Below are 20,056 nucleotides of genomic sequence, written 5' to 3'. Positions count from 1 at the left end.
AAAACCCAATGGAAGGGTCACATCCAGTGGCCTTCCACGTTCGGTGCCGTCGTCGGCTTTAAAAGGCCCTTCCTATAGCTTTCCACCATGTCCCGGACAGAACCGGACGCCCCCACAACTACGGGAATGCCGGCGGCCTGAAGGACTTGAAAGGCCTTGGGACCGCAATGACCGGTAATCACCGCAGCCGGCTTATGTCGGGCCACCAGCGAAGCGGCTTGTACACCGGCTCCTTGAGCAGCTTGAAGATTTTGGCTGTTGGGCACAACTTCAAAATCCAAGGTCTCCGTATCCACCACAAGAAAATAGGCCGCACGCCCGAACCTTGGGTCTATGGGAGCTTCCAGGTCTTTCCCTGTACTGCTGACCACCACTTTCATTTGTAACCTCCTTCCGAAGGATTTCTCTCATAGCCCGTATTCAATGGTCACACACGTTGGGGCCGCATTGAAGCGTGCCTTCGAGGTAGCGGCGCACCAAACTGTGGGGCTCCTCAGAAGGGGCTCCCGTAAGGACACGAATTCCTCGTTCCTCGAAAAGACTGATGGCGCGCTGTCCCATTCCGCCGGCGATGACAACCCGCACGCCCTGGTCCGCCAGCCAGCACGGGAGTACCCCGGGTTCGTGCGGTGGCGGTGTCAATTCGGTTCGGTTCCGAATCTCCGACCCTTGCACGTCGAGAAGAACGAACCTGTCACAGTGTCCGAAATGATTACAGAGCACGCCGTCGGCCGTCGGGACCGCAATCCTTAGAAAGTCGCCGGCCGTAAAGGATTTTTCGTCGGGCTCGGAAGCCTGAGCCCTCCCGGGGTCGCGAACTTCGGGTGGCGAACAGCGCTCGATGACGCTGTCCGCCAAGACGTGCAAGGCTCTGGCAAAGGCGCTGGTAGCGTTGCGGGCGAACTGAAGCGTGCTTCCGGTATCCCCGGCCTCCACCACGCCAAGGTCAAAGGGGAGGCTGCCCAAAAAATGGACCTGCATCCTTTCGGCGGTCCGCCGACCGCCTCCACTACCGAAAACAGGAATCTCCGTGCCGCAGTGAGGGCACACGAGAGTACTCATATTTTCCACAAGGCCGAGAATGGGCATGTGCGCCTTGTGGCAGAAATTGATGGATTTTCGAACGTCTTGAAGCGCGATTTCCTGCGGTGTGGTGACGATGACGGCGTGGACATCAGGAATGGTCTGGGCAATGCTCAACGGCTCATCGCCGGTTCCTGGAGGGCAATCCACGATCAAATAATCCAAACGCCCCCAATTCACCTCGCCGATGAACTGTTTGATGACGCCGTGTTTCACGGGTCCTCGCCAAATCACCGCCGCGTCAGGGTCATCCAGAAGAAGCTGGATAGAAACCACGTGCAGGTTCTCCGCTAGAGTGCTCGGCACCAAGCGTTTCTCATCGTCCACCTGAAACGATCCCTCGATGCCAAGGATTTTCGGAATACTGGGGCCATGCAGATCCACATCCAACAAACCGACCCGGTAGCCTTTTTGAGCAAGGGTTACGGCAAGGCCGGCGGCAACGCTGCTCTTGCCCACACCGCCTTTCCCGCTCATAACCAAAAGCTTATGGGTAATGCGACGCAGTTGCTCATGGACTCGAAGGTCCTCGTCCTTTTTGTGCTGTTCCCTGTCCCCTTGGGTTCCCGATTGTGCGTGATGACATGTCCCGCCCATGATGTTGTGAACCTCCTTAAGAAATGGTGTCCGTTGACCGTAAGGGCCGAACCCCGTTGGTCAGATTCGCGCAAAACCTCAGCTGCAAGAGTCAAAGACCATGCCAGACGGCTTCCTTTTCAGGAAACCGCTTCCGACATACGGCCGATGCTCAAAAAAATGCGCCCCAGCGTTCTGGGGCTACGGACAGTGCAAGGGCGTTAGGGAACAAAATGCATCCTGAAGCGGGTTTTCCTGCCTCCGGATGCACCGGGAAAGCCGTCGCACCCCGGCGAAAGGGCCGGCCGAAGGACGACGCAGGATAGGGTTTCTCATTCGGCGGAGACCTCCGGTGCCCTTCCCGCACGGAGAGCCGCGGAAATCTAGTCGTCCTGGTGGGAAGGAGTCTTTTTGCCGTGGGGCGAAATAAGGGAATTGAGGCCGTGACGAAGAATTTTTCGACGCAGGGTGTTTTTGTCGATGCCGAGTTCGCGCGCCGTGGCCATGCGCTTCCATTGGTTGCGTTCCAGAGCCTCCCAAATGGCGCGTTTTTCGATCTCTTCCAATGTCCATCCGCGAGGGGGATCGAACCCCTGGCGAATTCTCTGGAGATGTTCCGGAAGATGCTCGGGTCGGATCCAGCCCTCCCGGCACAAAATGAAGGCATGTTCCACAGCGTTTTCCAGTTCCCGGATGTTTCCGGGCCAGTCATGCGCCATGAAGATCTCTAAAGCCTCATGGCTCAGACCGAAGATCTTTTTGCTCTGAAGACGGTTAAACCGATCCACGAAATGACTCACCAGAAGCGGAATATCCTCGCGGCGCTGCGAAAGAGGCGGGAGCCACAATTTCACCACATTGACCCGATAAAAAAGATCCTTGCGAAATCCTCCCCGTTCCACCAGCTGTTCAAGATCCTTGTTTGAAGCCGCAACGATGCGCACATCGGCCTTGCAGCTCTTCGACGAGCCCAGAGGCTCGTAAACTCGTTCTTCCAGCACCCGCAAGAGGCGCACCTGGAGGGCCGGGGAAATGTCGCCGATCTCGTCGAGAAAGAGGGTGCCCCCTTCGGCGAGCGCGAACCGGCCCAGGCGGTTGCGTTTCGCGTCGGTAAAGGCTCCCGCCACATGACCGAAAAGTTCCGATTCCAGAAGGGTGTCCGGCAGAGCTCCGCAGTTGACGGCGACAAAAGGCCCCTTGGCTCTTCGGCTCAGGGAATGAATGGTCCGTGCCAGGACTTCCTTTCCGGTCCCGCTTTCTCCTTGAATCAAGACCGTACTTTCACTTTGAGCGATTTGGGGCAGGATGGCGAACAGGCGCTGCATGGCCGGCGCCTTGGAAAGGATATCTCCGAACCGGTATTTCTTGTGGATTTCACGGCGCAGTGTCTCCACATCCGTGAGGTCTCGAAAAGTTTCGACGCCGCCGACGGTATTCCCGGCTTCGTCTTTTAAGAGCGCCGTGCTGATGCTGATGGGGACTTCTCGATGATCGGCATTCAGGATGGCGACGGTCTGATCCATGACCACCTGTCCCGTCTCCATGGTGTGGCGCAGGGCACAGGCCGTTTCACAGATGTTGGCGCGAAACACTTCGCAACAGGGTTTTCCCACGGCCTCTTCTGAGGGGATGCCCGTTATTCTCTCCGCGGCCTTGTTAAAAAACGTGATTCGAAAATCGGTGTCCACGGTGAAAACGCCGTCGGCAATACTGTCCAAAATCGTGCGGGCCCACTGAACGGAAGGCGTCACGCTCGCGACAGAGAAACCTGCAGCGACGGAGTTTTTCGCCGTTGTCTTTTCGTGCTCAGCGGTTTTCATGGGCATCTATACGCGTTCATTCGCGGCTCCAATGCATTAAATCTTGCAGCCTCTCCCAGACTTCTCGGATTGCCCGCGTCGCCTCAGATTCACCATATTCCACAAGACTTCGCCCGGCAACTTGGGCTTGGGTCACCGCTGGGTCGAAGGGGATGCGCCCCACAAAGACGGCGCCTCTTTCCTGGACGTCTCGAGCGATGCTTTCGGCTGCCTCGGGGTGGAGGTCCCATTTGTTGACGCATACCGCCGCCGGGATGCGAAAATGAGCCGCCAAACGGAGAACCCGTTCCACGTCGTGGCGCCCCGAAACGGTCGGTTCCGCCACGGCCAGGACGGTATCCGCGTTGCCGATGGAGGCGATCACCGGGCATCCCACCCCGGGGGGGCCGTCGGTGAGCAGCAAATCAATGTGGCGGTTTTCCGCGATTTCGCGGGCGACCCGGCGGACCAAGGTGACCAGTTTTCCCGAATTTTCCTCTGCGATCCCCAACCGTGCGTGCACCATGGGGCCATGGGGCGTTTCAGAGAGATACCAGTGCCCGCATGTTTTTTCGAGAAAATCCACGGCCTGTGCCGGACACAATTGAGCGCACACCTTGCACCCTTCGCACAAGAGAGGTTCGATCCACAACGATGGGTCAATGGCGCCGAACCGGCACCAATCCAGGCATAAACCACATCCGGTGCATCGCGCGGGGTCGATCACCGCTTCGTGGCCGGCGACAAAGGGATGCGTTTGCACCACCTGAGGGTGGGTCACGAGATGGAGGTCCGCTGCATCCACATCCGCATCGCACAGCACCACCTGTCCGGCAAGAGCCGCGAAGGCGGCGACAACGCTCGTCTTTCCCGTGCCTCCTTTGCCGCTGATGACAACCAGTTCCTTCATTTCCCAACCTCGTCCCGTGGCCCCGAGGAAGCGGTCATTCCGGTCAGAACATTCCTCGATAGCGTTTCGTGCGTGGATACAATGCTTTCATAGAGCCGTTCCATCATGGACTTCCATTGGGGAAAAACATCCACCAAAAGGTCCCCTTTCGCGCAGTGTTCCGCCACTTTTCTGTGGAAGGGGATTTCCAGAAGGATCGGAATGCCTTCCCGTTGGGCGAAGGCGTGAATGCGATCATCCCCCACATCACATCGGTTGATCAGGAGACCGCACGGGATACCCAATTTTCTTACGGCGGCCGCAGCCAGCTCGAGATCATTCAACCCAAATGGGGTGGGTTCGGTGACCAGCAGCACGTAATCAGCTCCCCAGAGGCTCACCACCACAGGGCAGGATGTTCCCGGCGGAGCATCCACGATAATGAGGCGGCTGTCGGCGATTTGAGCGGCGGCCTGTCGCACTTTTCGGATCAGGGGTGGAGCCATGGCCTCGCCGATTCGCAACGTGCCATCCACAAAGCGGATCTTCCCGCGTCGACCTGTCCGAAGGGTGCCGACCTGGCGAGGCACCCAAGACACGGCGTCCTCGGGACACACCAAGGCGCAGCCTCCGCAGCTATGACACAGCTCCGGGAACGTCATCACCGTGTCAGGCAAAAGGGCGAGCGCCTTGAACTGGCACAGTTCCTGACAGGCCCCGCACAGGGTGCACTTGCTCATGTCGATGCTCGGCACATCCACCGTCACGGCACCCGTTCCGTCCCATTCCGGCCTGAGAAACAGATGGGCATTGGGTTCTTCCACATCACAATCGGCCAGGACGAGAGGACTGTCCACGGCTGCCGCCAGGTTACAGGCCACGGTGGTTTTTCCGGTCCCACCTTTGCCGCTGGCGATGGCGAGGATCATGACACATCCCCCCGCACCATCGAGTGACCGCATTTGGGGCAGGTCATGTTCACACATGGCACTCCTTGCCGATGGGGGACCTTTTCCCCACAGTCGGGGCAGACGCAAAAGGCCGGAGGACCTTGGACTCCACGTCCCATTCCCATGCCTTGACCTCCCTGGCCTCTTCCTCGGCCTCCTCCGCCTTGACCACGACCTTGGCCTTGGCCCTGTCTTTTTCCTTGTGCTCGGCCTTGTGCAAAGCCTCCTCCCGAGAACCCACAGCCTCTGCCTTTTCCTGGTGCCATGTTCTTTTCTCCTTTAGCGTTGAATTCAAAGCGACAAGGCCGGTAGCGCCTTGGGCCACGGCATCCCGGCATCCAGAAATCCGGCTCATTTAGTCGGCCGCTGCCGTAGGCCTCCACAACCTGTCCGATCTCCCCCGCGACGCCATGCACCACGTGGAGTCCCAAACCTTCGGCGTAGAGGAGCAGTTCTCGGCTCAGAGCCCCGCAGATCAAGGTTGTGACCTGATGATTTTTGAGCCTTTCAAGTGTCTCGTAAGGGCTCGACGCGGCCACATCCCACACTATGCCCCCATGCTCCAGATCTTTGGAGGGATGAATGAGCAGAATCTGCGTGCACCAATCCAACACCGGAGCTACCCGGCCCCTTGAAACGGCTACTGCCACCATGGGTCTTCTCCTTGTCCACATGGATCCTTAAAGGGCAAACTCCGTGCCCAAATCCGGATCCGATTCGACCATGTCCATGATCATGCCGGGAAAAGGCCGACGGGGTTGGGTCTGGTGGGCCTTATTGGGGCTTCGCCTGCCAAGAGTGGGGATCGGATGAGGCCGGGCCGTCAAAGGAGGGACGCGGAAAGGGTGCGTTTTGTTCCCCGAGGAGCCTTCTGGGGGAACAATCCGCCCCTTCCCGGGGGACGGGGCTCATTTGTCGGACTTGTAGCTTTCTTGGAAGACCTGTGGGTTGATGTTGCCGGAATCGGGACCGCCGCATTCCGGAATGTAGCAGGTCACGTCAAGGAACTCGCATTTTTCCTTGCACGACGGGCACGTCTCCGGGGGACTCACCGCTTGCAGGGTATGGCCGCATTTGTTGCATTTCCAAACGGTCATCGGGCTTCCTCCTTCTTTGAGCGGGGTAAGGCATTGGGCATGGCCGATTGGAACACGTCCATCGAGCCGGGCTGTCTTTTGTTTTCTTCCACATCCCCGCAGGAAAGAAAAGGTCTGTGACGGAAACTTTCAGGAAGAATCTGGTCGGGGGTACGGGCCGCCGATGGCGACCCGAGCGTATTTATTGGGAAACCTCCGCGGGAACGCCCGTGTCTTGTTCAAGGTTTTGGCCGTTGTCCGCAGTAGTCCCTAGAAATTGCCGCACGTGTTCCGGCAAGGCAGCCTTTTTCTTTTCCAGACTCGGCAGGACATGATCCCGGGTGAGGCTTTCCACGTCCTTGAGGCGCCCATTGAGGACTCGCAGCCACTCGTCATTATAGGGTTTCCAGAGCGCATCCTTGGAAGCGCCACTGACGATTTCGGCGCACAGGTGAGACACGAACAGGATGGCCACAAGGGGGCGCACGTCGGCAGGAATAAGGTCCGGTGGAGAGAAAATGGGGTAGTCTTGCATTTCCACGGCGCGGCAGACCGTTTCGGGAATGTTCCACTCCTCCAGCAAGAGCGCGCCAAGCTTGGCAGGGTCCAGGATGTCGATGAGCACGGAGAGCTTGGGGTTTTGCTTTTTCATCAGCAGCAGAACGCTTTTGCCGATATCGTGCAGCAGGGCGACAGTGCTCAGCATGGAGGCCTGCTGGCGATTGACCAGCTGGGCGATTTCGTAGGCCACGTGGGAAATGACGACCGAATGGTGGTGTAAGGCGCGGAAGGGGGGCGTATTGGGCATGGTGCGGCGCAACCCGTCGGCGATGACAAGCTGATACACCTGATTGAAGCCCAGAAGGATGACAGCGTGCTGAAAGTCGGAGATCTTTTTTTGCCAATTGTAGTATGCGGAGTTGACACGTTTGAGGACGGCGCTCACCAAAGAGGGGTCGTTCTTGGCCAAGGCCGCCACTTCTTTCGCGGAGACACTGGCATCGAGGAGGACTTGGGCCAGGCGGCTGGCGTACATGGGAAGCTGAGGGACCTTCTTCAGCATCCCGACAATCAGTTCCGACTGCGTGTAGTCTTGTGTGCGTTCCACGATGCTGCGGCGCACGAACCGAGTCATGAAATCGCAATTGGCGGAAAGGCGTTCCTGGCGGCCAAACTGCTCATGAAGACGTTTTTGGAAGGTGTCGACCAGTTTTTTGGTGAGAAAGGCGCTCAAGGGAGGATCCATGTGGTCCAAGAGGCGTTCGTTGAAGGAGAGAACCATGGAAGTCTGCGTGGCCACAGCCGCTGTGGTGGCTGCCGAGTCCACAAAAAACATGGTTTCACAGATGACATCCCCCGGGCTGAACACCGCGATTTGGCGCGCCGTGGTGCCCGTGCGCTTGATGAGGCGCAGGCTTCCTTTGAGGAGCAAATGAATGGTTCGGTCGCGTTCACCTTCCCGAAACAGCACATCCCCAGGGGATAGGTTTTTAACGGCACCGACGTTGCACAGTCCCATCAGGATTTTCTCGTCAGCCCCTGCAAGATTCTTAAACCACTCATTTTCGCTCATTTGCTTGGACGCTCCTTTCATGGGCTTCTCCGCACTCGGGGTTGGCGACCCATCTCTTCGAATATGTCATTCGGAAGATGGCGTTCAAAAGGTTAAGGAAAATTGACAAGATTTTTGGATGGGGCTACTGTCCCAGCGCTTGTTTTCGGCACGGGGTGAGAAACAAAGGCTTCTAAAGAAAGGCTGTGGGTGCATGGGAAAAAGAATAGCGGTTCTTGCGGGAGACGGCATCGGGCCTGAAGTGATGGCCGAAGCCATCAAGGTGCTCAAAGTTGTAGAGCAGCACTTCGGCGTGGCTATGGAGTTTGTGGAGGCCGATGTGGGCGGCTGTGCCATCGATCGTCATGGGCACGCTCTGCCTCCGGCAACTTTGGATTTGTGTCGTCAAAGCGATGCCATTCTTTTCGGTTCCGTGGGGGGTCCCCGTTGGGAGAGTCTTCCGCCGGAACAGCAACCGGAACGGGCGGCCCTTTTGCCCCTGCGCAAAATTTTCGATCTTTTTTGCAATCTTCGGCCTGCCCGTGTGTTCCCTGCGTTGGCTTCGGCGAGCCCCCTGCGGGCGGACGTTGTGGGGGGTGGTTTTGACATCATGTGCATCCGCGAGCTGGCGGGGGGGATCTACTTCGGCCAGCCCAAGGGAAGGGACGGAGCGGGGCCCGAGGAACGGGCCTACGATACTTTGGTCTATCACCGATGGGAGATTCAGCGCATTGCGCGAAAAGCCTTCGAGATCGCCCGCGGTCGACGCAAGAAGGTGACCTCTATCGACAAGGCCAACGTCTTGACCACCATGGTGTTGTGGCGTGAAGTGGTCGTGGAGACTGCTCGGGAGTATCCCGACGTGGTGCTGAACCACATGTACGTGGATAATGCCGCCATGCAGCTCATGAGGGATCCGCACCAATTCGACGTGCTCCTCTGTGACAACATGTTCGGCGATATCCTCTCCGATCAATGCGCCATGCTTACCGGATCCTTGGGCCTGCTTCCGTCGGCAAGCCTCGGCGCTTCCGATTTCGGCCTCTATGAGCCAGCCGGCGGGTCCGCACCGGACATTGCCGGCAAGGGAATTGCCAATCCCATCGCTCAAATCCTATCGGCGGCACTTATGCTCCGCTACAGCTTCCACCGGGAAGATGCCGCATCGGCCGTCGAACGGGCCGTCGCGGAAACCATCGAGGCGGGGATTCGTACGGCGGATATCGCACGAGGTTCGGAGACGCCTGTGGGCACGGCGGCCATGGGAGACGCGATCGCCTCGCGCGTCCGCCGTTAACGAACAGGGGTGGTCCTGTGTGACCTCCGAATCAATTGGACAAGGTCGGCCTCCCGGATCGGCTCCTCGGGGACGAATCCTCGTATGCACACGTCGAAACTTGTGCTGATCCAGCCGAATACCCCCTCGGGGGTCGGTGAGCGGACACGGAAGGGCGGTGGGGAATCATCGGCCTTTGGCATCGGCGGAATCAACCGGGGTGCCTTCCCCCCGGCTCAGGGCACCGGCTCCGGAGCCGGCCCGGCCGGTGCAAGATCGGATCTTTTCAGGATTTCAAAGAGTTCCGGAAGATGGGGATGGACCCGATGGGTCCACGGTCCCTTAGGCGTGGTTGCGGAGCTTCAATTCCAGGGGGTGTGGGTTGAGATAAACTTGGCGTTTGAGGTAAGGCTGATCGAACTTGCGGATATAATGATTGATCAAAGTGATAGGGACGATCAGGGGGTAAAGCCCCCGATGATAGGCTTCGATGATTTCCACCAATTCCTCTTTTTCGGACGGTGACAGTACTTTCTTGAAATACCCCATGAGATGAAAGAGGACGTTGGTGTTTTTTTTGACGGTGGCCTTGAGTTTCAAGGCTTCGGTCATGAGGTGTTCATAGCGTTGGTAGAGGGTGTCCAGCGGAAAGGATTTGCCTTCTGCCACTAATTTTCCCAATTCTCGATGGTGCTTGGGGCTGTGGGCCATGTAGAAGAGTTTGTGGTCGGTATGGAATTGGACGAGCCGTCCCAAGTCCTTTCCGCCTCGAACGTGGTCGTCCCAACGCTTTCGATGGAAGATGCGTTCGATGAAGTTTTCCCGGAGCACTTCATCGTGCAGCCGGCCTTCCTCTTCTACCGGAAGGTAAGGGAAAGTCTTCATGAAAAGTCCGGCGAAGATCCCGACACCTTTCTTCTGAGGCATACCTTTGTGGTCGAAAATCTTGACCCGTTCCATGCCGCTGCTGGGGGAATTGCTCTTGAATACAAAACCGCACAGGTTTTCTTGTTTGAGTTGTTCCAATCGTTGCGCGGCCCATCGGAGCATCTGGTCGGTGACGTCGCGCCGGCTTCGCGTGGTGATAAGGCGGGGATTTTCCGGATCTCCTTCCAAGTGCATGGATTCGCGTGGGATGCCCAGGCCGCATTCTACCTCCGGGCAGACGGGGACGTAGTCCACGTACGCTCCGAGGATATCCGTCAGGTAACGGTCGAGTTTGTGGCCGCCGTCGTAACGGACGGGTTGTCCCAAAAGACATGCACTGATACCGAGCCGAATCTTTTCCATTTGAATCACGCTCTAGGGTGTGGTTGTCATGGAGAGGTCCCCTTCGCGAGCGAAGGTGCCGCCGATTTGGCCCAATCCCACGAGGACCAAGGCAAGGGTCACCTCTTTTTCCTTGGCTTCTTCTCTGTAGCTGAGTCGAATGCCCCAACAGCCGTGGCGGTATTGGACTCCGTAGGTTTGTTTGAACGTTTCCTGTTTGTCGAAAGAATAATCATAAAGGGCGTAAAGGCTGAGCGCCGGCAGCACCTGGAGCTGCATATCCCCGATGATTTCGTCCACGGCCGCATCTTGGCGATAACGGTAGGTGAGTTGAGCCCAATCACCTTTTTGGGAATTGAGCCATATCGAGAGATCATGAGTCCCGGCCTGGGCCTTCTCCGGCGAGTAGGTGACGTCATAGGCCAGAGTGAGATACCGTTCTGGGGTCACGTCCACGGACAGCTGCAGGTCGGAAAAACGCTGTCCCGGTTGGGTGAAGATGGGGGGATTTTCAATGGGCTCGTCCAGGAGGTACGCCTGGTGCAGTCCTACACGGGCCCATTCCCTGTAGAACGTCCGTGGCTCGGAGCTGTTCGATACATCGGTTCTCTTTGTGGTGAAGAAGCTGGAAAAACCGTAGACGATCGTGTTTTGCCGCCCGATGCGATCCAGGCTGTCAAAGAGCGGGAGATCCTCCTGATCGATGCTGGGGATGAAGAGGTAGAAGAGGTCGGGTCGAATGACATGTTGGACCGCGAGGGTCTCCGAAGGGCGATAGATGCGCTCGAGGCGCGTGGAGGCGGTGAGGCGGGCTTCCGGAATCCAGCGGGAATCAAAGGCGGAATCCTCGGAGATATCCCGATCTGTTTGATACAGTGTGGATCGGAGCCCGAAGGCCGGCTCAACGGCCAGAAAACGGGACCATTGCATGGGATAGGCCAAAGCCGGGGCGATATCCGTCCGAATCCCGGTCTCCCCCTGGGAACGCCAGTAGTGGACGGCAGAAGTGTCCAGCATGTAGTACGCGGAGCCCAACCCAAGAGGGGAAGGCACGACGGAAGCCCGCACGTAGGGCACGTGCTGTAATGTGGTTTCGTCCAGTTTCCGATCCAGTTGGTCCCAATAGCGAACATCGACGCTGGTCACGGCGGAATCCCACCGCCGGAGCAGATAAAGGCTGGATTCCCGGGCGGTGACCGTTTCGTCGTTGAGGATTTCCCGCTGGCTTACGCGACGGAAAGCCCGATTGGTCGCCGTCTGCGAAACCGATCCCGACTGGAATTCTTTCAAGAAATGCCGGTCGCTCACCATATCGGCATCGATGAACAGTTCCCATTGATGCGGCAGATCCACCGTATGACGTGCGCGGAACCAATACCGGTCGGTTTCCTGAAAGGGGTATCCCATGTCCGCCAGGTGATCCCGATCCGCCTGGTCTTGAAGGAAATTGAGAAACCACACCCCTTCTCCCAGCACCGAGTGATTCACGCGATATTCGGCCCCCAACATCACACCTCGCTTGGCCATGGTATTTGCGGAAAATGTCCAGTCCATGTCCTGACGCCAGGCCCAGTAGAAGGGCACTTCGACATAAGGCCCGTGAAGATTGCTGGATCCGAATGTCGGCATGAGGAGTCCGGATTGCCTTTGGCGATTGACGGGGAAAACGGCAAAGGGTGTGTAGAGCACAGGGACTTTTCCCAGGCGCAGGATGCCATGTTTGGCCCAGCCGAGACCGTCGACGGTGATGTCGAGGTCCGAAAAGCCGACGATCCAATCCGGATGTGTCGGGTCACACGTGGTGATGGAGCCTCGAGTCACATGGTAGCGATCGGGACCGCGCTTGGTGATGTTCCTGCCGGAGATATAGAATCCGTTTTCGGAAAAATAGACAGTTCCGCCGTCAACCCAGCCCGTTTCCGTATCCAAATGCCAAATGACCTTCTCCCCGGTCAACCAATCGGGGCCGTACTGGATGCGTACCGACCCGGCAAGCTGCGCTTCCTGTTTTTCCAGATCCAGTTGGGCCCAGTCGGCACGGATGGATTTGTCCTCAGAGGTGATCAGGACGTTTCCTTCCGCTTGGTAGGTGCGGGTGAGGGCGTCGTAGCGCAGGGTTTGGGCCTGGATCGTCCACGGGGCCTGCCCCTGGGAGAAGAAATTCCTGGTTTCCGAAAGATTTTTGGATGTGGTCTGCCCGAAGGCCACCGGTGTGCGCAGAACCACCACGATGAAGGCCGTCAAGAAAGGAACCCAAAGATAACGACACCGCCTGTGCATGTTTTTTAGGCCAACAATTGGTCATGGGTTTGGCACGGTTCCCCGTAAAGCTCCTTGACCTCTCCGGCAAAATACAAAGACCCCGTGATACAGATCACATCTTCGACAGATGCCAGAGCCTTGGCTTGGGCGATGGCGTCAGCCGGTTTGGGAATGACGTACACCTTTTTGATCATGGGCAGAGCCAGGCGTCTGAGGTCTTCAGGATGGGCGGCCCGACCGTAGCGCGGCTGAGTGAAAACAACGGTTTCGGCAAGAGGGAGAAGCCTTCGGAAGATTCCCCGGATGTCCTTATCGGCCATGATCCCCATGACCAGATGCAGACGTCGATCGGGGAACACCTTGCGCAGTGCCGTGCGCAGGGATTCGGCCCCGTGAGGGTTATGTGCCCCGTCCAGAACCACGAGAGGCGCCGTTTCCAAAACTTCCAAACGGCCGGGCCAACGAACCTGAGCGAGCCCTTGCGTGATTCTTTGGGCATCAAGCATCACAGCCCCCTGAGATTCGATGACTTCCAGGGCGGCGAGGGCCAAGGCGGCGTTGGTATATTGGTGTTCTCCCAAGAGTCCAAGGGACAGATTCGGCCAGTGATGCGTGATGCCGTGGTAGTGAAACTGTTGCGGTGCATAGGGGTGTGCCCGAAAGTGAATGCCGTACCGGTAGAGAGGCGCGGCCTTTTTCAGACAGGTGGCCTTCAATGTGCTCTGGGCTGCCGGCTGTTTCACTGCGGTCACCACAGGTTTTCCCGACTTGACGATGCCCGCCTTTTCCCGTGCAATAGACGACAAGGTGGCGCCGAGAAACTCCTGGTGGTCCATGGCCACGTTGGTGATCACGGCCACCTCCGGCTGGACGACGTTGGTGGCGTCCAGGCGTCCTCCCATGCCCGTTTCGATCACGGCCCAATCAACCCCTTCCAGAGCGAAGTACTGGAAAGCCATGGCCGTTACGGCCTCAAAGAACGTGGGCCATTCCTCACCGGACATCACCCGCATCACATCCTGGAAAACTCCAAAGATCTTGTCCGCGGAGGCTTCCCGGTCGTTGATGCGAAATCGTTCCGTGAAACGCACAAGGTGGGGTGAGGTATAAAGTCCGACTCGGTAACCATGGCGTGTGAGGATCGACGAAAGAATGGCCGCCGTGGACCCTTTGCCGTTGGTTCCCGCAATGTGGATGCAGTGAAACCTTCGATGAGGATTCCCCAATCTTTCCAAAAGATTTTCCGTTCGGTTCAGGCCGAATTTGATTCCGACCTTTTGCAGACGGCAAAGAAAATCCACCGCGGATGGATAGTCAGTGACTGATCCCGTCATTTTCCGAGGCCGTGTGTCCTGTACGCTAAAGATGATGGATTCGTGACGTGCTCATCCTTCCGCAACGAGATGCGAAGGTTCTTACTACAGGCGCCATCACCGCGCCGAAAGTCCATACCTTCGTAGCACAGTTTGAGTTTGGATAAAAGGAGGGAAAAAATCCTCGGACATGCAGGGTGCAGACACTCTGTGGAACCTTGGCGAAGGGGCCTTCTCGCCGAGTTACCTCAACGGAGTTGAAAGGACCCATCGTGGGTGTTCTTGGGATGTGTCCCGAGACGCGCCAAGTTCCGGGTCGGCTAGCCGGCGCGAGAGCCTCCGTTTTCGACGCCGAGGTCTCGGTCGCCGGATGGGTTTGCAAGGAAGCGTCGGTTTCCTTGGTGCCCAATCCTCCGGACGTGCGTTATGGGGCTCAGCCGAGGTGCAGGCATACCTTAAGTGCTCACTTCGATTGAAGCGATTCGAAACCCGGATTTTTCACCGCGCGGCCCGGTGCCTGTCGGCGCATTTGAGAGCGCATAGGCCCCCACGGGCCTCAAGGTCGCTCACGCGGGCCTTGGCGTATAGAGCACCGCGAGAGCCTTGGCGGGCTTATGCCCCACACAGCGGAAACTATGACTGATGTCCGAGTCGAAGTAGATGCTGTCACCAGCCCGGAGAATCTCGACGCGATCAACGGTTCGGAACTCCACCTCTCCCTCCAAAATGTAAAGGAATTCTTCCCCGTCGTGACTTTGGAAGACCATCTGGTCCGCCCCCTGCACTGGAAATTCCACCAAAAAGGGCTCCATGTGCTTGGATCGCTTGCGAAACTCCAAGGATTCGTAGATGTAGTTGGTCTCCCCCTTGCTATGATGAGGGCGCCTTTCCAATCGCGATCGCTCCCCGGGTCGGGTTATGGAGATCTTTTCATCACTTTCCTGTTCTTGAAAAAAATGGGCCAAGGTGACGTTCAGGGCTCGGGCCAGCTTCATGAGCGTGGCGATGGGAGGAACAACGTGGTCGTTTTCAATCTGTGACAAAAAAGGCTTGGACAAACCGGTTTTCTGGGCGAGATCTTGCAGCGTGTACTTGTGTTGTTGTCGGAGTCCCCGCACCTTGTGGCCGATTTTCAACGCTTTCACAGCCAGATGGATATCATCGTGTCCTGCCATCGTGCCTCCTTTGTCCATGATGCCCTTTCGGTGCTGCGCCGGCCCGATGAGAAAGCGTCCCTTGGGGAGAATCACTGGAAATGGGATCAAGATCGGGAAGATGGGCCCACGAAATGTTGGGACTCCATCTTAACGGAAACTAGATTTGATGGGAACAAAATTCTGTGTCCTCGAACCGGCGCAAAGAGCCTTTAGGGGCATCGACGGCAGAACGGAGCCCGGCTAGATGGGTGGAGCGATGGTTACCAGAACGCGCATGGGCGTTCGGGCGTGAACACCGTGAGGCTCGGCGATATCGCATACGACCAAATCCCCGGCTGCGACGGGGATGTTGTGCTCTTTGCCCGTCAGGTAGTCCCCTTCGCCTTCCAAGACAAAGAGGCTCACTTGACCTTCAATGTCATGGGCATGCACCGGCAGGCTCTGGCCCGGCAGGAAATTGAAATTCAGGATCTTGAAGTAAGGGGAATCGTGAACGAGCAGCCGTCTCATTGTTTTTTCTGAAAAATCGGTGTCCTTGAAGAGGTTGATCCGCTTCATCGGCGTCCTCCATTTTTTCATCAAGGTTTTTCATCGGGGTTGAAGATTCGAGTTTCCACGACGTTGCCTTGCACTCCAAGGACAACATTTTTCAATGGTACGTTCTTTCCGGCGTGCTCCATCGCTTTACGCACCACTCCCAGGAGTGCTGAGCAGCAAGGGACCTCCATGGACAACACGGTGACTGTGCGGATGGTGTTCTGGGCGAAGATTTTCGAAAACCGTTCAACGTAATCAGTGACGTCATCAAACTTCGGGCAACCGACCATAAGCACTCGGCCGCTCAGGAATCGTTGATGAAAGTCGGGAACGGCAAAGGCGGTGCAATCGGCGGCCACCAAAAGATCCGCATTTTGAAGAAAAGGGGCGTTGTGGGGGATCAGTCGGATTTGCACGGGCCAGTGCCCCAAGGCCGACGTTGGTGCGGCGGGTGAAGGGGATGACATCGCCGTTTTCTCGAAAAAGTGAATTTTTTGAGAAGGACATCCGGGTACGGCCTGGGGGCCTTCTGACGAGGCTGCCGCATGCCTGCTTTCCAGATACTTTTCGACCGCCTCTGGGTCGAAATCCTCGGCTTCACGTTCGATAAGCCTGAGCGCGCCTTGAGGGCATTCACCGAGGCAGGCGCCCAAACCGTCGCAGTAGGCTTCGGACACCAGGGTCGCCTTGCCGTCGATGATTTCGATGGCCCCCTCGGCGCAGGCGATGACGCACTGACCACAGCCGTCGCAGCGCTCCGGGTCAATCTCGATAATTTTTCTTGTAATCTTCATGAGGTGTACTCCTTGGTTTTTCTCGTTTGGACTTTAGGACTGTGACGGCTTTAGAGCTTTTCTCCATGGACAAGGCGCTCGGCCAAACGACGGGCCTCTTCCGTGAAAAAGCAGCTTTCTAGTGGCCGAGATTCGTCGCTCTCCGGATTTCTCTGTAAACTTTCTTCCAATTCGGCGAGGCGATGAGCGTCTCGGACGCATTCTTCATTCAATCCGCCCTTCACGCTTGAGCCCTCAAGGTTAGCGATGATATTACGGACCTCATCCGTAAGGTCTTGTCGCGCACCCAAGCGAGAAAGCATTTCTTTTGCCGTCTCTGAAGCCGACACGGGGCGAAAGTCGGGGGCGGCTTCGTGAAGCAACGCGGCGATCAAGACCACCGCCGGGTCAGCCCCCATGACCCAGGCCAATTTTTCCGCATATCGAGCGACCCGCCCGGCGTGGGCAATCCGCTTGAAATCTCGCCCGAAGTACTTTTTCATTTCCACGGCGACGCGATCCTTGAGCAGGTTTTCTCTTTGCGCTAACAATTCAGGAGGGAGCTCCCCAAGACACTGGTCGGCGAACTTGCAGTACGCCGCACAACCGAAATCCATCTGGGGGTTGACGAATTTATGGCCGCAGTGGCGGCATTTTCTGCTGGTTTCGTCCTTGAAAAACTCCACCGGCTGTCCACACTGGGGACATTTTGCCTCAAAAACGGCTCCTGGTTTCCAGAACCGGCTGTCTTGTCCGGGACATCTCATGGCCCACGCTCCTCTTTGCTTGAATGATGTTGGGCGGGTCGTTCGTCGTTAAATTAAGGCCGATGGAGGGAACATGCTTTGATTTAAGTCAAGGGGTTCACCTTGTGGTCACACAATTTAGCATGAACTTCACCGGCCTTGCCAACCAATGAAAATGCGTTAATAGAGAGTAGTTTTCAATTTTACCTGGTCCTTTTGTGGGGGCGGTGCAGTGAATCATCCTGAGCAGCTGCGGGGTTTCTTGGAAGCTGTCTATGACCGATATCACCATCCGGAGATGGTACCACCGGACCCCTTACAGTGCCTTTACGCTTACGGCGACCCATACGACAGGGAGGTTGCGGCCTTCCTTGCGGCGTCGCTCGCGGTAGGGCGGGCTCAGGCCATAGTGGAAAAAGTCAACGGAGTGCTCAATCGCATCGGCCCGCATCCTGCGTTCGTTTTAAAGCACGCGGATCCTGACATTCTTGCCAAACTGACTCTGGGTTTCCGATATCGTTTTTTCGGAGCGGAAGATCTTCGGGTTTTTCTCGCCCACGTGGGGTTTCTCCTCCGGCGGTATGGCTCCTTGGAATCGGCAATGGCCGCCTGCTTAAAGGCGGCACACGGAGATAGCTTGCGAGCCTTGGAGCGTTTCGCATCGCTTGTGGCCCATGGCGGTGGGGACCAACCTTCACCAAGATCTCGCTTAGTCGCGACGCCTGAGAAAGGCAGTGCCTGCAAACGCTGGCATCTTTTCCTCCGGTGGATGGTGCGCTGCGACAGGGTGGATCCCGGCGGCTGGTCATGCCTGAAGCCTCGAGATCTTGTCGTTCCCCTCGACACTCACATGTTTGCGATTGCCCGTGCCTGCAATTTGACTCATCGCCGACACGCCGATCTGAAAACCGCATTGGAAATCACGGAGAAATTTCGGCAGGTAAGCCCTGAGGACCCTGTACGCTATGATTTTTCACTGACCCGAATGGCCATGAGAGAAAAGGATCGTTGGCAAACCCGGTGGAAATTGCAAGCGAAGGAAGAAGGAGAAAAAGTATGTTCCGAAAAGCTTTGAGCGTGGCAATGGTAGTGGCGGTCCTTTGTGTGGGTTCTCCGGTCCGCGGCGTAACAACCCACGAGATTTTTCAAGCGAGCACACTCAATGAAATCCTCCAGCGCGGCACGCTCATTGTGGGCATGGAAGTGGAATACTTCCCTTTTGAATACGCGGACACCAACGGTAACCCCATAGGATTCGATGTGGATGTGGCCAAACTTATTGCCCAGGAACTGGGCGTCAAAATCGAAATTAAAGATATCGAATGGACCGGACTCATCCCCGCCCTCCAGAGCGGGAAGGTCGACATGGTCATTTCAGGAATGACCCGTACCCTGGAACGGGCAAAGGCGGTGACCTTCACCGAGCCGTACTTCATTACCGGCCTATGTGTGCTTCTGAGTGAGAAAAAGGCGGCGGACGTCCAAAGCGTGGACCAATTGAACACACCGGGACGAGTTCTTGCCGTGAAAACAGGAACCACCGGGGACCTCGTGGCGACGAAGCGTTTTCCTAACGCCACCATCAACCGCTTCAAGGATGAAACGGCCTGCGTGCGTGAAGTGGTCACGGGGCGAGCCGATGCCTTTTTCTACGATCAGATTTCCATTGCGAAGCACCATGCCCAGAACAAGGAAACCACCCGGGCCATTCTGAAGCCCTTCACCTATGAACCTTTCGCCATAGCCATCCGCAAAGGGGATTTGGATTTTCTCCAATGGCTGAACACTTTCCTTGACACCATCAAAGGAGACGGACGGTACGACGAGCTTTACCAGAAGCATCTGGGAGCGCTGATCAAGCCATGATGTATCGTGTGCTTTTGCGTTTCCTTGTGGGGGCCTTGGTCGTGGTGACCTTGGCCCTCTTATTGGGGACGCTGGAATACCCGTGGAATTGGAAGGTGCCGTGGCAGTATCGAAGCCTGTTCGCCCGAGGCTTTGTGTATACGCTTTTGATCTCGTTGGGAGCCATCACCTTGGGGTTCCTCATCGGTGTGGCGGGCGGATTGGCTCGGGTCTCCAGGAATGAAATCCTGCGGGTTCTGGCGTCCTATTACGTGGAATTATTTCGCGGGACGCCTTTGCTGGTGCAAATCTATATCTTCTATTTCTGCTTGGCGACGACCGTCCGTTATGACAATCCCTTGGTCATCGGGATGATCACTTTGGCCTTTTTTGCCGGAGCTTACATCACGGAAATGGTCCGTGCGGGCATTGAATCCATTGATCCCGGCCAAATCGAAGCCGCCAAATCCACGGGACTCAATGACCGTCAGACCATGCGCCACGTGGTTTTTCCTCAGGCCTTGCGACGGATTATTCCGCCTGTGACAGGACAATTCGTGTCGTTGATTAAAGATTCTTCGTTGCTGTCCGTCATTTCGGTCCGTGAGCTCACCAAGGCTTCGGAAGTGATCAACGCGACGACCTACAAGACCTTCGAAGCCTATCTTCCGTTGGCCCTCCTTTACTTGGCTTTGACCTATCCTTTGTCTTATCTGACCCGGAAATTGGAGCAACGGCTTGCCAACGGCACAAAGTAGGAAAGAGGGGGGAACTGTTCCATGGGTCGCGACGGGAGTCCAGGCCCTTGGAGGCGGGAAACCCCAATGGGGCTAAAATCTTCGACTGGAGCGTGTGCTTTATTGAAGCTGATCAAAAGAGAGCGGCCTGGTTTGAGATTGTTGGAGGGATGCCTTCAGGAATTCTCAATCGGTGAGGGAGGGAATTCGAACGGT

Annotated in this window: 19 protein-coding genes; 4 read left to right on the top strand and 15 right to left on the bottom strand. The window is 56.9% G+C overall.

Features of this window, described 5'->3' with window-relative positions; translation table 11 throughout:
* Positions 1 to 17 precede the first annotated feature (17 nt).
* The 8 genes from ACZ5K9_RS01605 to ACZ5K9_RS01570 form a co-directional block, all read right to left on the bottom strand.
* Positions 18 to 380 carry a NifB/NifX family molybdenum-iron cluster-binding protein gene (locus ACZ5K9_RS01605; protein WP_464272678.1) on the bottom strand — a complete coding sequence of 121 codons (363 nt, stop codon included), beginning with the start codon at positions 378 to 380 and terminating at the stop codon, positions 18 to 20.
* A 40-nt stretch (positions 381 to 420) separates the two neighbouring features.
* Entirely contained in the window at positions 421 to 1,680 is a 1,260-nt protein-coding gene (locus ACZ5K9_RS01600) for an iron-sulfur cluster carrier protein MrpORP (protein ID WP_464272677.1), read from the bottom strand.
* Positions 1,681 to 2,042: 362 nt separating this feature from the next.
* On the bottom strand, positions 2,043 to 3,485 hold the full coding sequence (locus ACZ5K9_RS01595; RefSeq protein WP_464272676.1) for a sigma-54 interaction domain-containing protein: 1,443 nt from the start codon (positions 3,483 to 3,485) through the stop codon (positions 2,043 to 2,045).
* 10 nt (positions 3,486 to 3,495) lie between these two features.
* On the bottom strand, positions 3,496 to 4,368 hold the full coding sequence (locus ACZ5K9_RS01590) for an ATP-binding protein (protein ID WP_464272675.1): 873 nt from the start codon (positions 4,366 to 4,368) through the stop codon (positions 3,496 to 3,498).
* Complete coding sequence (locus tag ACZ5K9_RS01585) at positions 4,365 to 5,333, bottom strand: ATP-binding protein (RefSeq protein ID WP_464272674.1); 969 nt, start codon at positions 5,331 to 5,333, stop codon at positions 4,365 to 4,367. Before ACZ5K9_RS01585 ends, ACZ5K9_RS01590 begins: the two co-directional genes overlap by 4 nt.
* The gene (locus ACZ5K9_RS01580) at positions 5,326 to 5,652 is read right to left on the bottom strand and encodes a hypothetical protein (RefSeq protein WP_464272673.1); all 327 of its coding nucleotides are present in this window, start codon (positions 5,650 to 5,652) and stop codon (positions 5,326 to 5,328) included. The genes ACZ5K9_RS01585 and ACZ5K9_RS01580 overlap by 8 nt, the downstream gene beginning before the upstream one ends.
* A gap of 553 nt (positions 5,653 to 6,205) precedes the next feature.
* Entirely contained in the window at positions 6,206 to 6,394 is a 189-nt protein-coding gene (locus ACZ5K9_RS01575; protein WP_464272672.1) for a rubredoxin-like domain-containing protein, read from the bottom strand.
* Positions 6,395 to 6,575: 181 nt separating this feature from the next.
* Positions 6,576 to 7,946 (bottom strand): HDOD domain-containing protein, encoded by a 1,371-nt coding sequence (locus tag ACZ5K9_RS01570; protein WP_464272671.1) that lies wholly within the window; start codon positions 7,944 to 7,946, stop codon positions 6,576 to 6,578.
* 193 nt (positions 7,947 to 8,139) lie between these two features.
* On the opposite strand from ACZ5K9_RS01570, the gene leuB reads away from it, so the two are divergent.
* Positions 8,140 to 9,222: a 3-isopropylmalate dehydrogenase gene (gene leuB / locus ACZ5K9_RS01565; RefSeq protein ID WP_464272670.1), complete on the top strand. Its 1,083-nt coding sequence runs from the start codon at positions 8,140 to 8,142 to the stop codon at positions 9,220 to 9,222.
* A 321-nt stretch (positions 9,223 to 9,543) separates the two neighbouring features.
* Here the strand turns inward: leuB and ACZ5K9_RS01560 are convergent, their stop codons facing one another.
* From ACZ5K9_RS01560 to ACZ5K9_RS01530, 7 genes are all read right to left on the bottom strand, one after another.
* Positions 9,544 to 10,491 (bottom strand): YbgA family protein, encoded by a 948-nt coding sequence (locus tag ACZ5K9_RS01560; protein ID WP_464272669.1) that lies wholly within the window; start codon positions 10,489 to 10,491, stop codon positions 9,544 to 9,546.
* A gap of 12 nt (positions 10,492 to 10,503) precedes the next feature.
* Complete coding sequence (locus ACZ5K9_RS01555; protein WP_464272668.1) at positions 10,504 to 12,750, bottom strand: LPS-assembly protein LptD; 2,247 nt, start codon at positions 12,748 to 12,750, stop codon at positions 10,504 to 10,506.
* Positions 12,751 to 12,755: 5 nt separating this feature from the next.
* Complete coding sequence (locus ACZ5K9_RS01550) at positions 12,756 to 14,066, bottom strand: bifunctional folylpolyglutamate synthase/dihydrofolate synthase (RefSeq protein WP_464272667.1); 1,311 nt, start codon at positions 14,064 to 14,066, stop codon at positions 12,756 to 12,758.
* Positions 14,067 to 14,611: 545 nt separating this feature from the next.
* Complete coding sequence (locus ACZ5K9_RS01545) at positions 14,612 to 15,220, bottom strand: helix-turn-helix domain-containing protein (RefSeq protein ID WP_464272666.1); 609 nt, start codon at positions 15,218 to 15,220, stop codon at positions 14,612 to 14,614.
* Between the two features lie 222 nt (positions 15,221 to 15,442).
* On the bottom strand, positions 15,443 to 15,760 hold the full coding sequence (locus tag ACZ5K9_RS01540) for a cupin domain-containing protein (RefSeq protein ID WP_464272665.1): 318 nt from the start codon (positions 15,758 to 15,760) through the stop codon (positions 15,443 to 15,445).
* A gap of 20 nt (positions 15,761 to 15,780) precedes the next feature.
* Positions 15,781 to 16,533 carry an ATP-binding protein gene (locus ACZ5K9_RS01535; protein ID WP_464272664.1) on the bottom strand — a complete coding sequence of 251 codons (753 nt, stop codon included), beginning with the start codon at positions 16,531 to 16,533 and terminating at the stop codon, positions 15,781 to 15,783.
* A 50-nt stretch (positions 16,534 to 16,583) separates the two neighbouring features.
* Positions 16,584 to 17,279 (bottom strand): HD domain-containing protein, encoded by a 696-nt coding sequence (locus ACZ5K9_RS01530; protein WP_464272663.1) that lies wholly within the window; start codon positions 17,277 to 17,279, stop codon positions 16,584 to 16,586.
* A gap of 211 nt (positions 17,280 to 17,490) precedes the next feature.
* Here ACZ5K9_RS01530 and ACZ5K9_RS01525 point away from each other — a divergent pair, with 211 nt between their 5' ends.
* The 3 genes from ACZ5K9_RS01525 to ACZ5K9_RS01515 are packed head-to-tail and all read left to right on the top strand — an operon-like array spanning position 17,491 to position 19,861.
* On the top strand, positions 17,491 to 18,333 hold the full coding sequence (locus ACZ5K9_RS01525; protein ID WP_464272662.1) for a TIGR02757 family protein: 843 nt from the start codon (positions 17,491 to 17,493) through the stop codon (positions 18,331 to 18,333).
* On the top strand, positions 18,315 to 19,124 hold the full coding sequence (locus tag ACZ5K9_RS01520) for a transporter substrate-binding domain-containing protein (protein WP_464272661.1): 810 nt from the start codon (positions 18,315 to 18,317) through the stop codon (positions 19,122 to 19,124). The genes ACZ5K9_RS01525 and ACZ5K9_RS01520 overlap by 19 nt, the downstream gene beginning before the upstream one ends.
* Positions 19,121 to 19,861 carry an amino acid ABC transporter permease gene (locus ACZ5K9_RS01515; protein ID WP_464272660.1) on the top strand — a complete coding sequence of 247 codons (741 nt, stop codon included), beginning with the start codon at positions 19,121 to 19,123 and terminating at the stop codon, positions 19,859 to 19,861. Before ACZ5K9_RS01520 ends, ACZ5K9_RS01515 begins: the two co-directional genes overlap by 4 nt.
* Positions 19,862 to 20,056: the final 195 nt, after the last annotated feature.

Source organism: Desulfosoma profundi (assembly GCF_055387865.1).
The sequence above is the reverse complement of the archived record's forward strand: the minus strand, read 5'-3'. Positions and strand labels throughout refer to the sequence as shown.

What these genes read in the sequence shown, in the direction of transcription:
- ACZ5K9_RS01605 (WP_464272678.1), bottom strand. Translation starts at nt 380, where the DNA reads ATGAAAGTGGTGGTCAGCAGTACAGGGAAAGACCTGGAAGCTCCCATA.
- ACZ5K9_RS01600 (WP_464272677.1), bottom strand. Translation starts at nt 1,680, where the DNA reads ATGGGCGGGACATGTCATCACGCACAATCGGGAACCCAAGGGGACAGG.
- ACZ5K9_RS01595 (WP_464272676.1), bottom strand. Translation starts at nt 3,485, where the DNA reads ATGCCCATGAAAACCGCTGAGCACGAAAAGACAACGGCGAAAAACTCC.
- ACZ5K9_RS01590 (WP_464272675.1), bottom strand. Translation starts at nt 4,368, where the DNA reads ATGAAGGAACTGGTTGTCATCAGCGGCAAAGGAGGCACGGGAAAGACG.
- ACZ5K9_RS01585 (WP_464272674.1), bottom strand. Translation starts at nt 5,333, where the DNA reads ATGTGTGAACATGACCTGCCCCAAATGCGGTCACTCGATGGTGCGGGG.
- ACZ5K9_RS01580 (WP_464272673.1), bottom strand. Translation starts at nt 5,652, where the DNA reads ATGAGCCGGATTTCTGGATGCCGGGATGCCGTGGCCCAAGGCGCTACC.
- ACZ5K9_RS01575 (WP_464272672.1), bottom strand. Translation starts at nt 6,394, where the DNA reads ATGACCGTTTGGAAATGCAACAAATGCGGCCATACCCTGCAAGCGGTG.
- ACZ5K9_RS01570 (WP_464272671.1), bottom strand. Translation starts at nt 7,946, where the DNA reads ATGAGCGAAAATGAGTGGTTTAAGAATCTTGCAGGGGCTGACGAGAAA.
- leuB (WP_464272670.1), top strand. Translation starts at nt 8,140, where the DNA reads ATGGGAAAAAGAATAGCGGTTCTTGCGGGAGACGGCATCGGGCCTGAA.
- ACZ5K9_RS01560 (WP_464272669.1), bottom strand. Translation starts at nt 10,491, where the DNA reads ATGGAAAAGATTCGGCTCGGTATCAGTGCATGTCTTTTGGGACAACCC.
- ACZ5K9_RS01555 (WP_464272668.1), bottom strand. Translation starts at nt 12,750, where the DNA reads ATGCACAGGCGGTGTCGTTATCTTTGGGTTCCTTTCTTGACGGCCTTC.
- ACZ5K9_RS01550 (WP_464272667.1), bottom strand. Translation starts at nt 14,066, where the DNA reads ATGACGGGATCAGTCACTGACTATCCATCCGCGGTGGATTTTCTTTGC.
- ACZ5K9_RS01545 (WP_464272666.1), bottom strand. Translation starts at nt 15,220, where the DNA reads ATGGCAGGACACGATGATATCCATCTGGCTGTGAAAGCGTTGAAAATC.
- ACZ5K9_RS01540 (WP_464272665.1), bottom strand. Translation starts at nt 15,760, where the DNA reads ATGAAGCGGATCAACCTCTTCAAGGACACCGATTTTTCAGAAAAAACA.
- ACZ5K9_RS01535 (WP_464272664.1), bottom strand. Translation starts at nt 16,533, where the DNA reads ATGAAGATTACAAGAAAAATTATCGAGATTGACCCGGAGCGCTGCGAC.
- ACZ5K9_RS01530 (WP_464272663.1), bottom strand. Translation starts at nt 17,279, where the DNA reads ATGAGATGTCCCGGACAAGACAGCCGGTTCTGGAAACCAGGAGCCGTT.
- ACZ5K9_RS01520 (WP_464272661.1), top strand. Translation starts at nt 18,315, where the DNA reads ATGTTCCGAAAAGCTTTGAGCGTGGCAATGGTAGTGGCGGTCCTTTGT.
- ACZ5K9_RS01515 (WP_464272660.1), top strand. Translation starts at nt 19,121, where the DNA reads ATGATGTATCGTGTGCTTTTGCGTTTCCTTGTGGGGGCCTTGGTCGTG.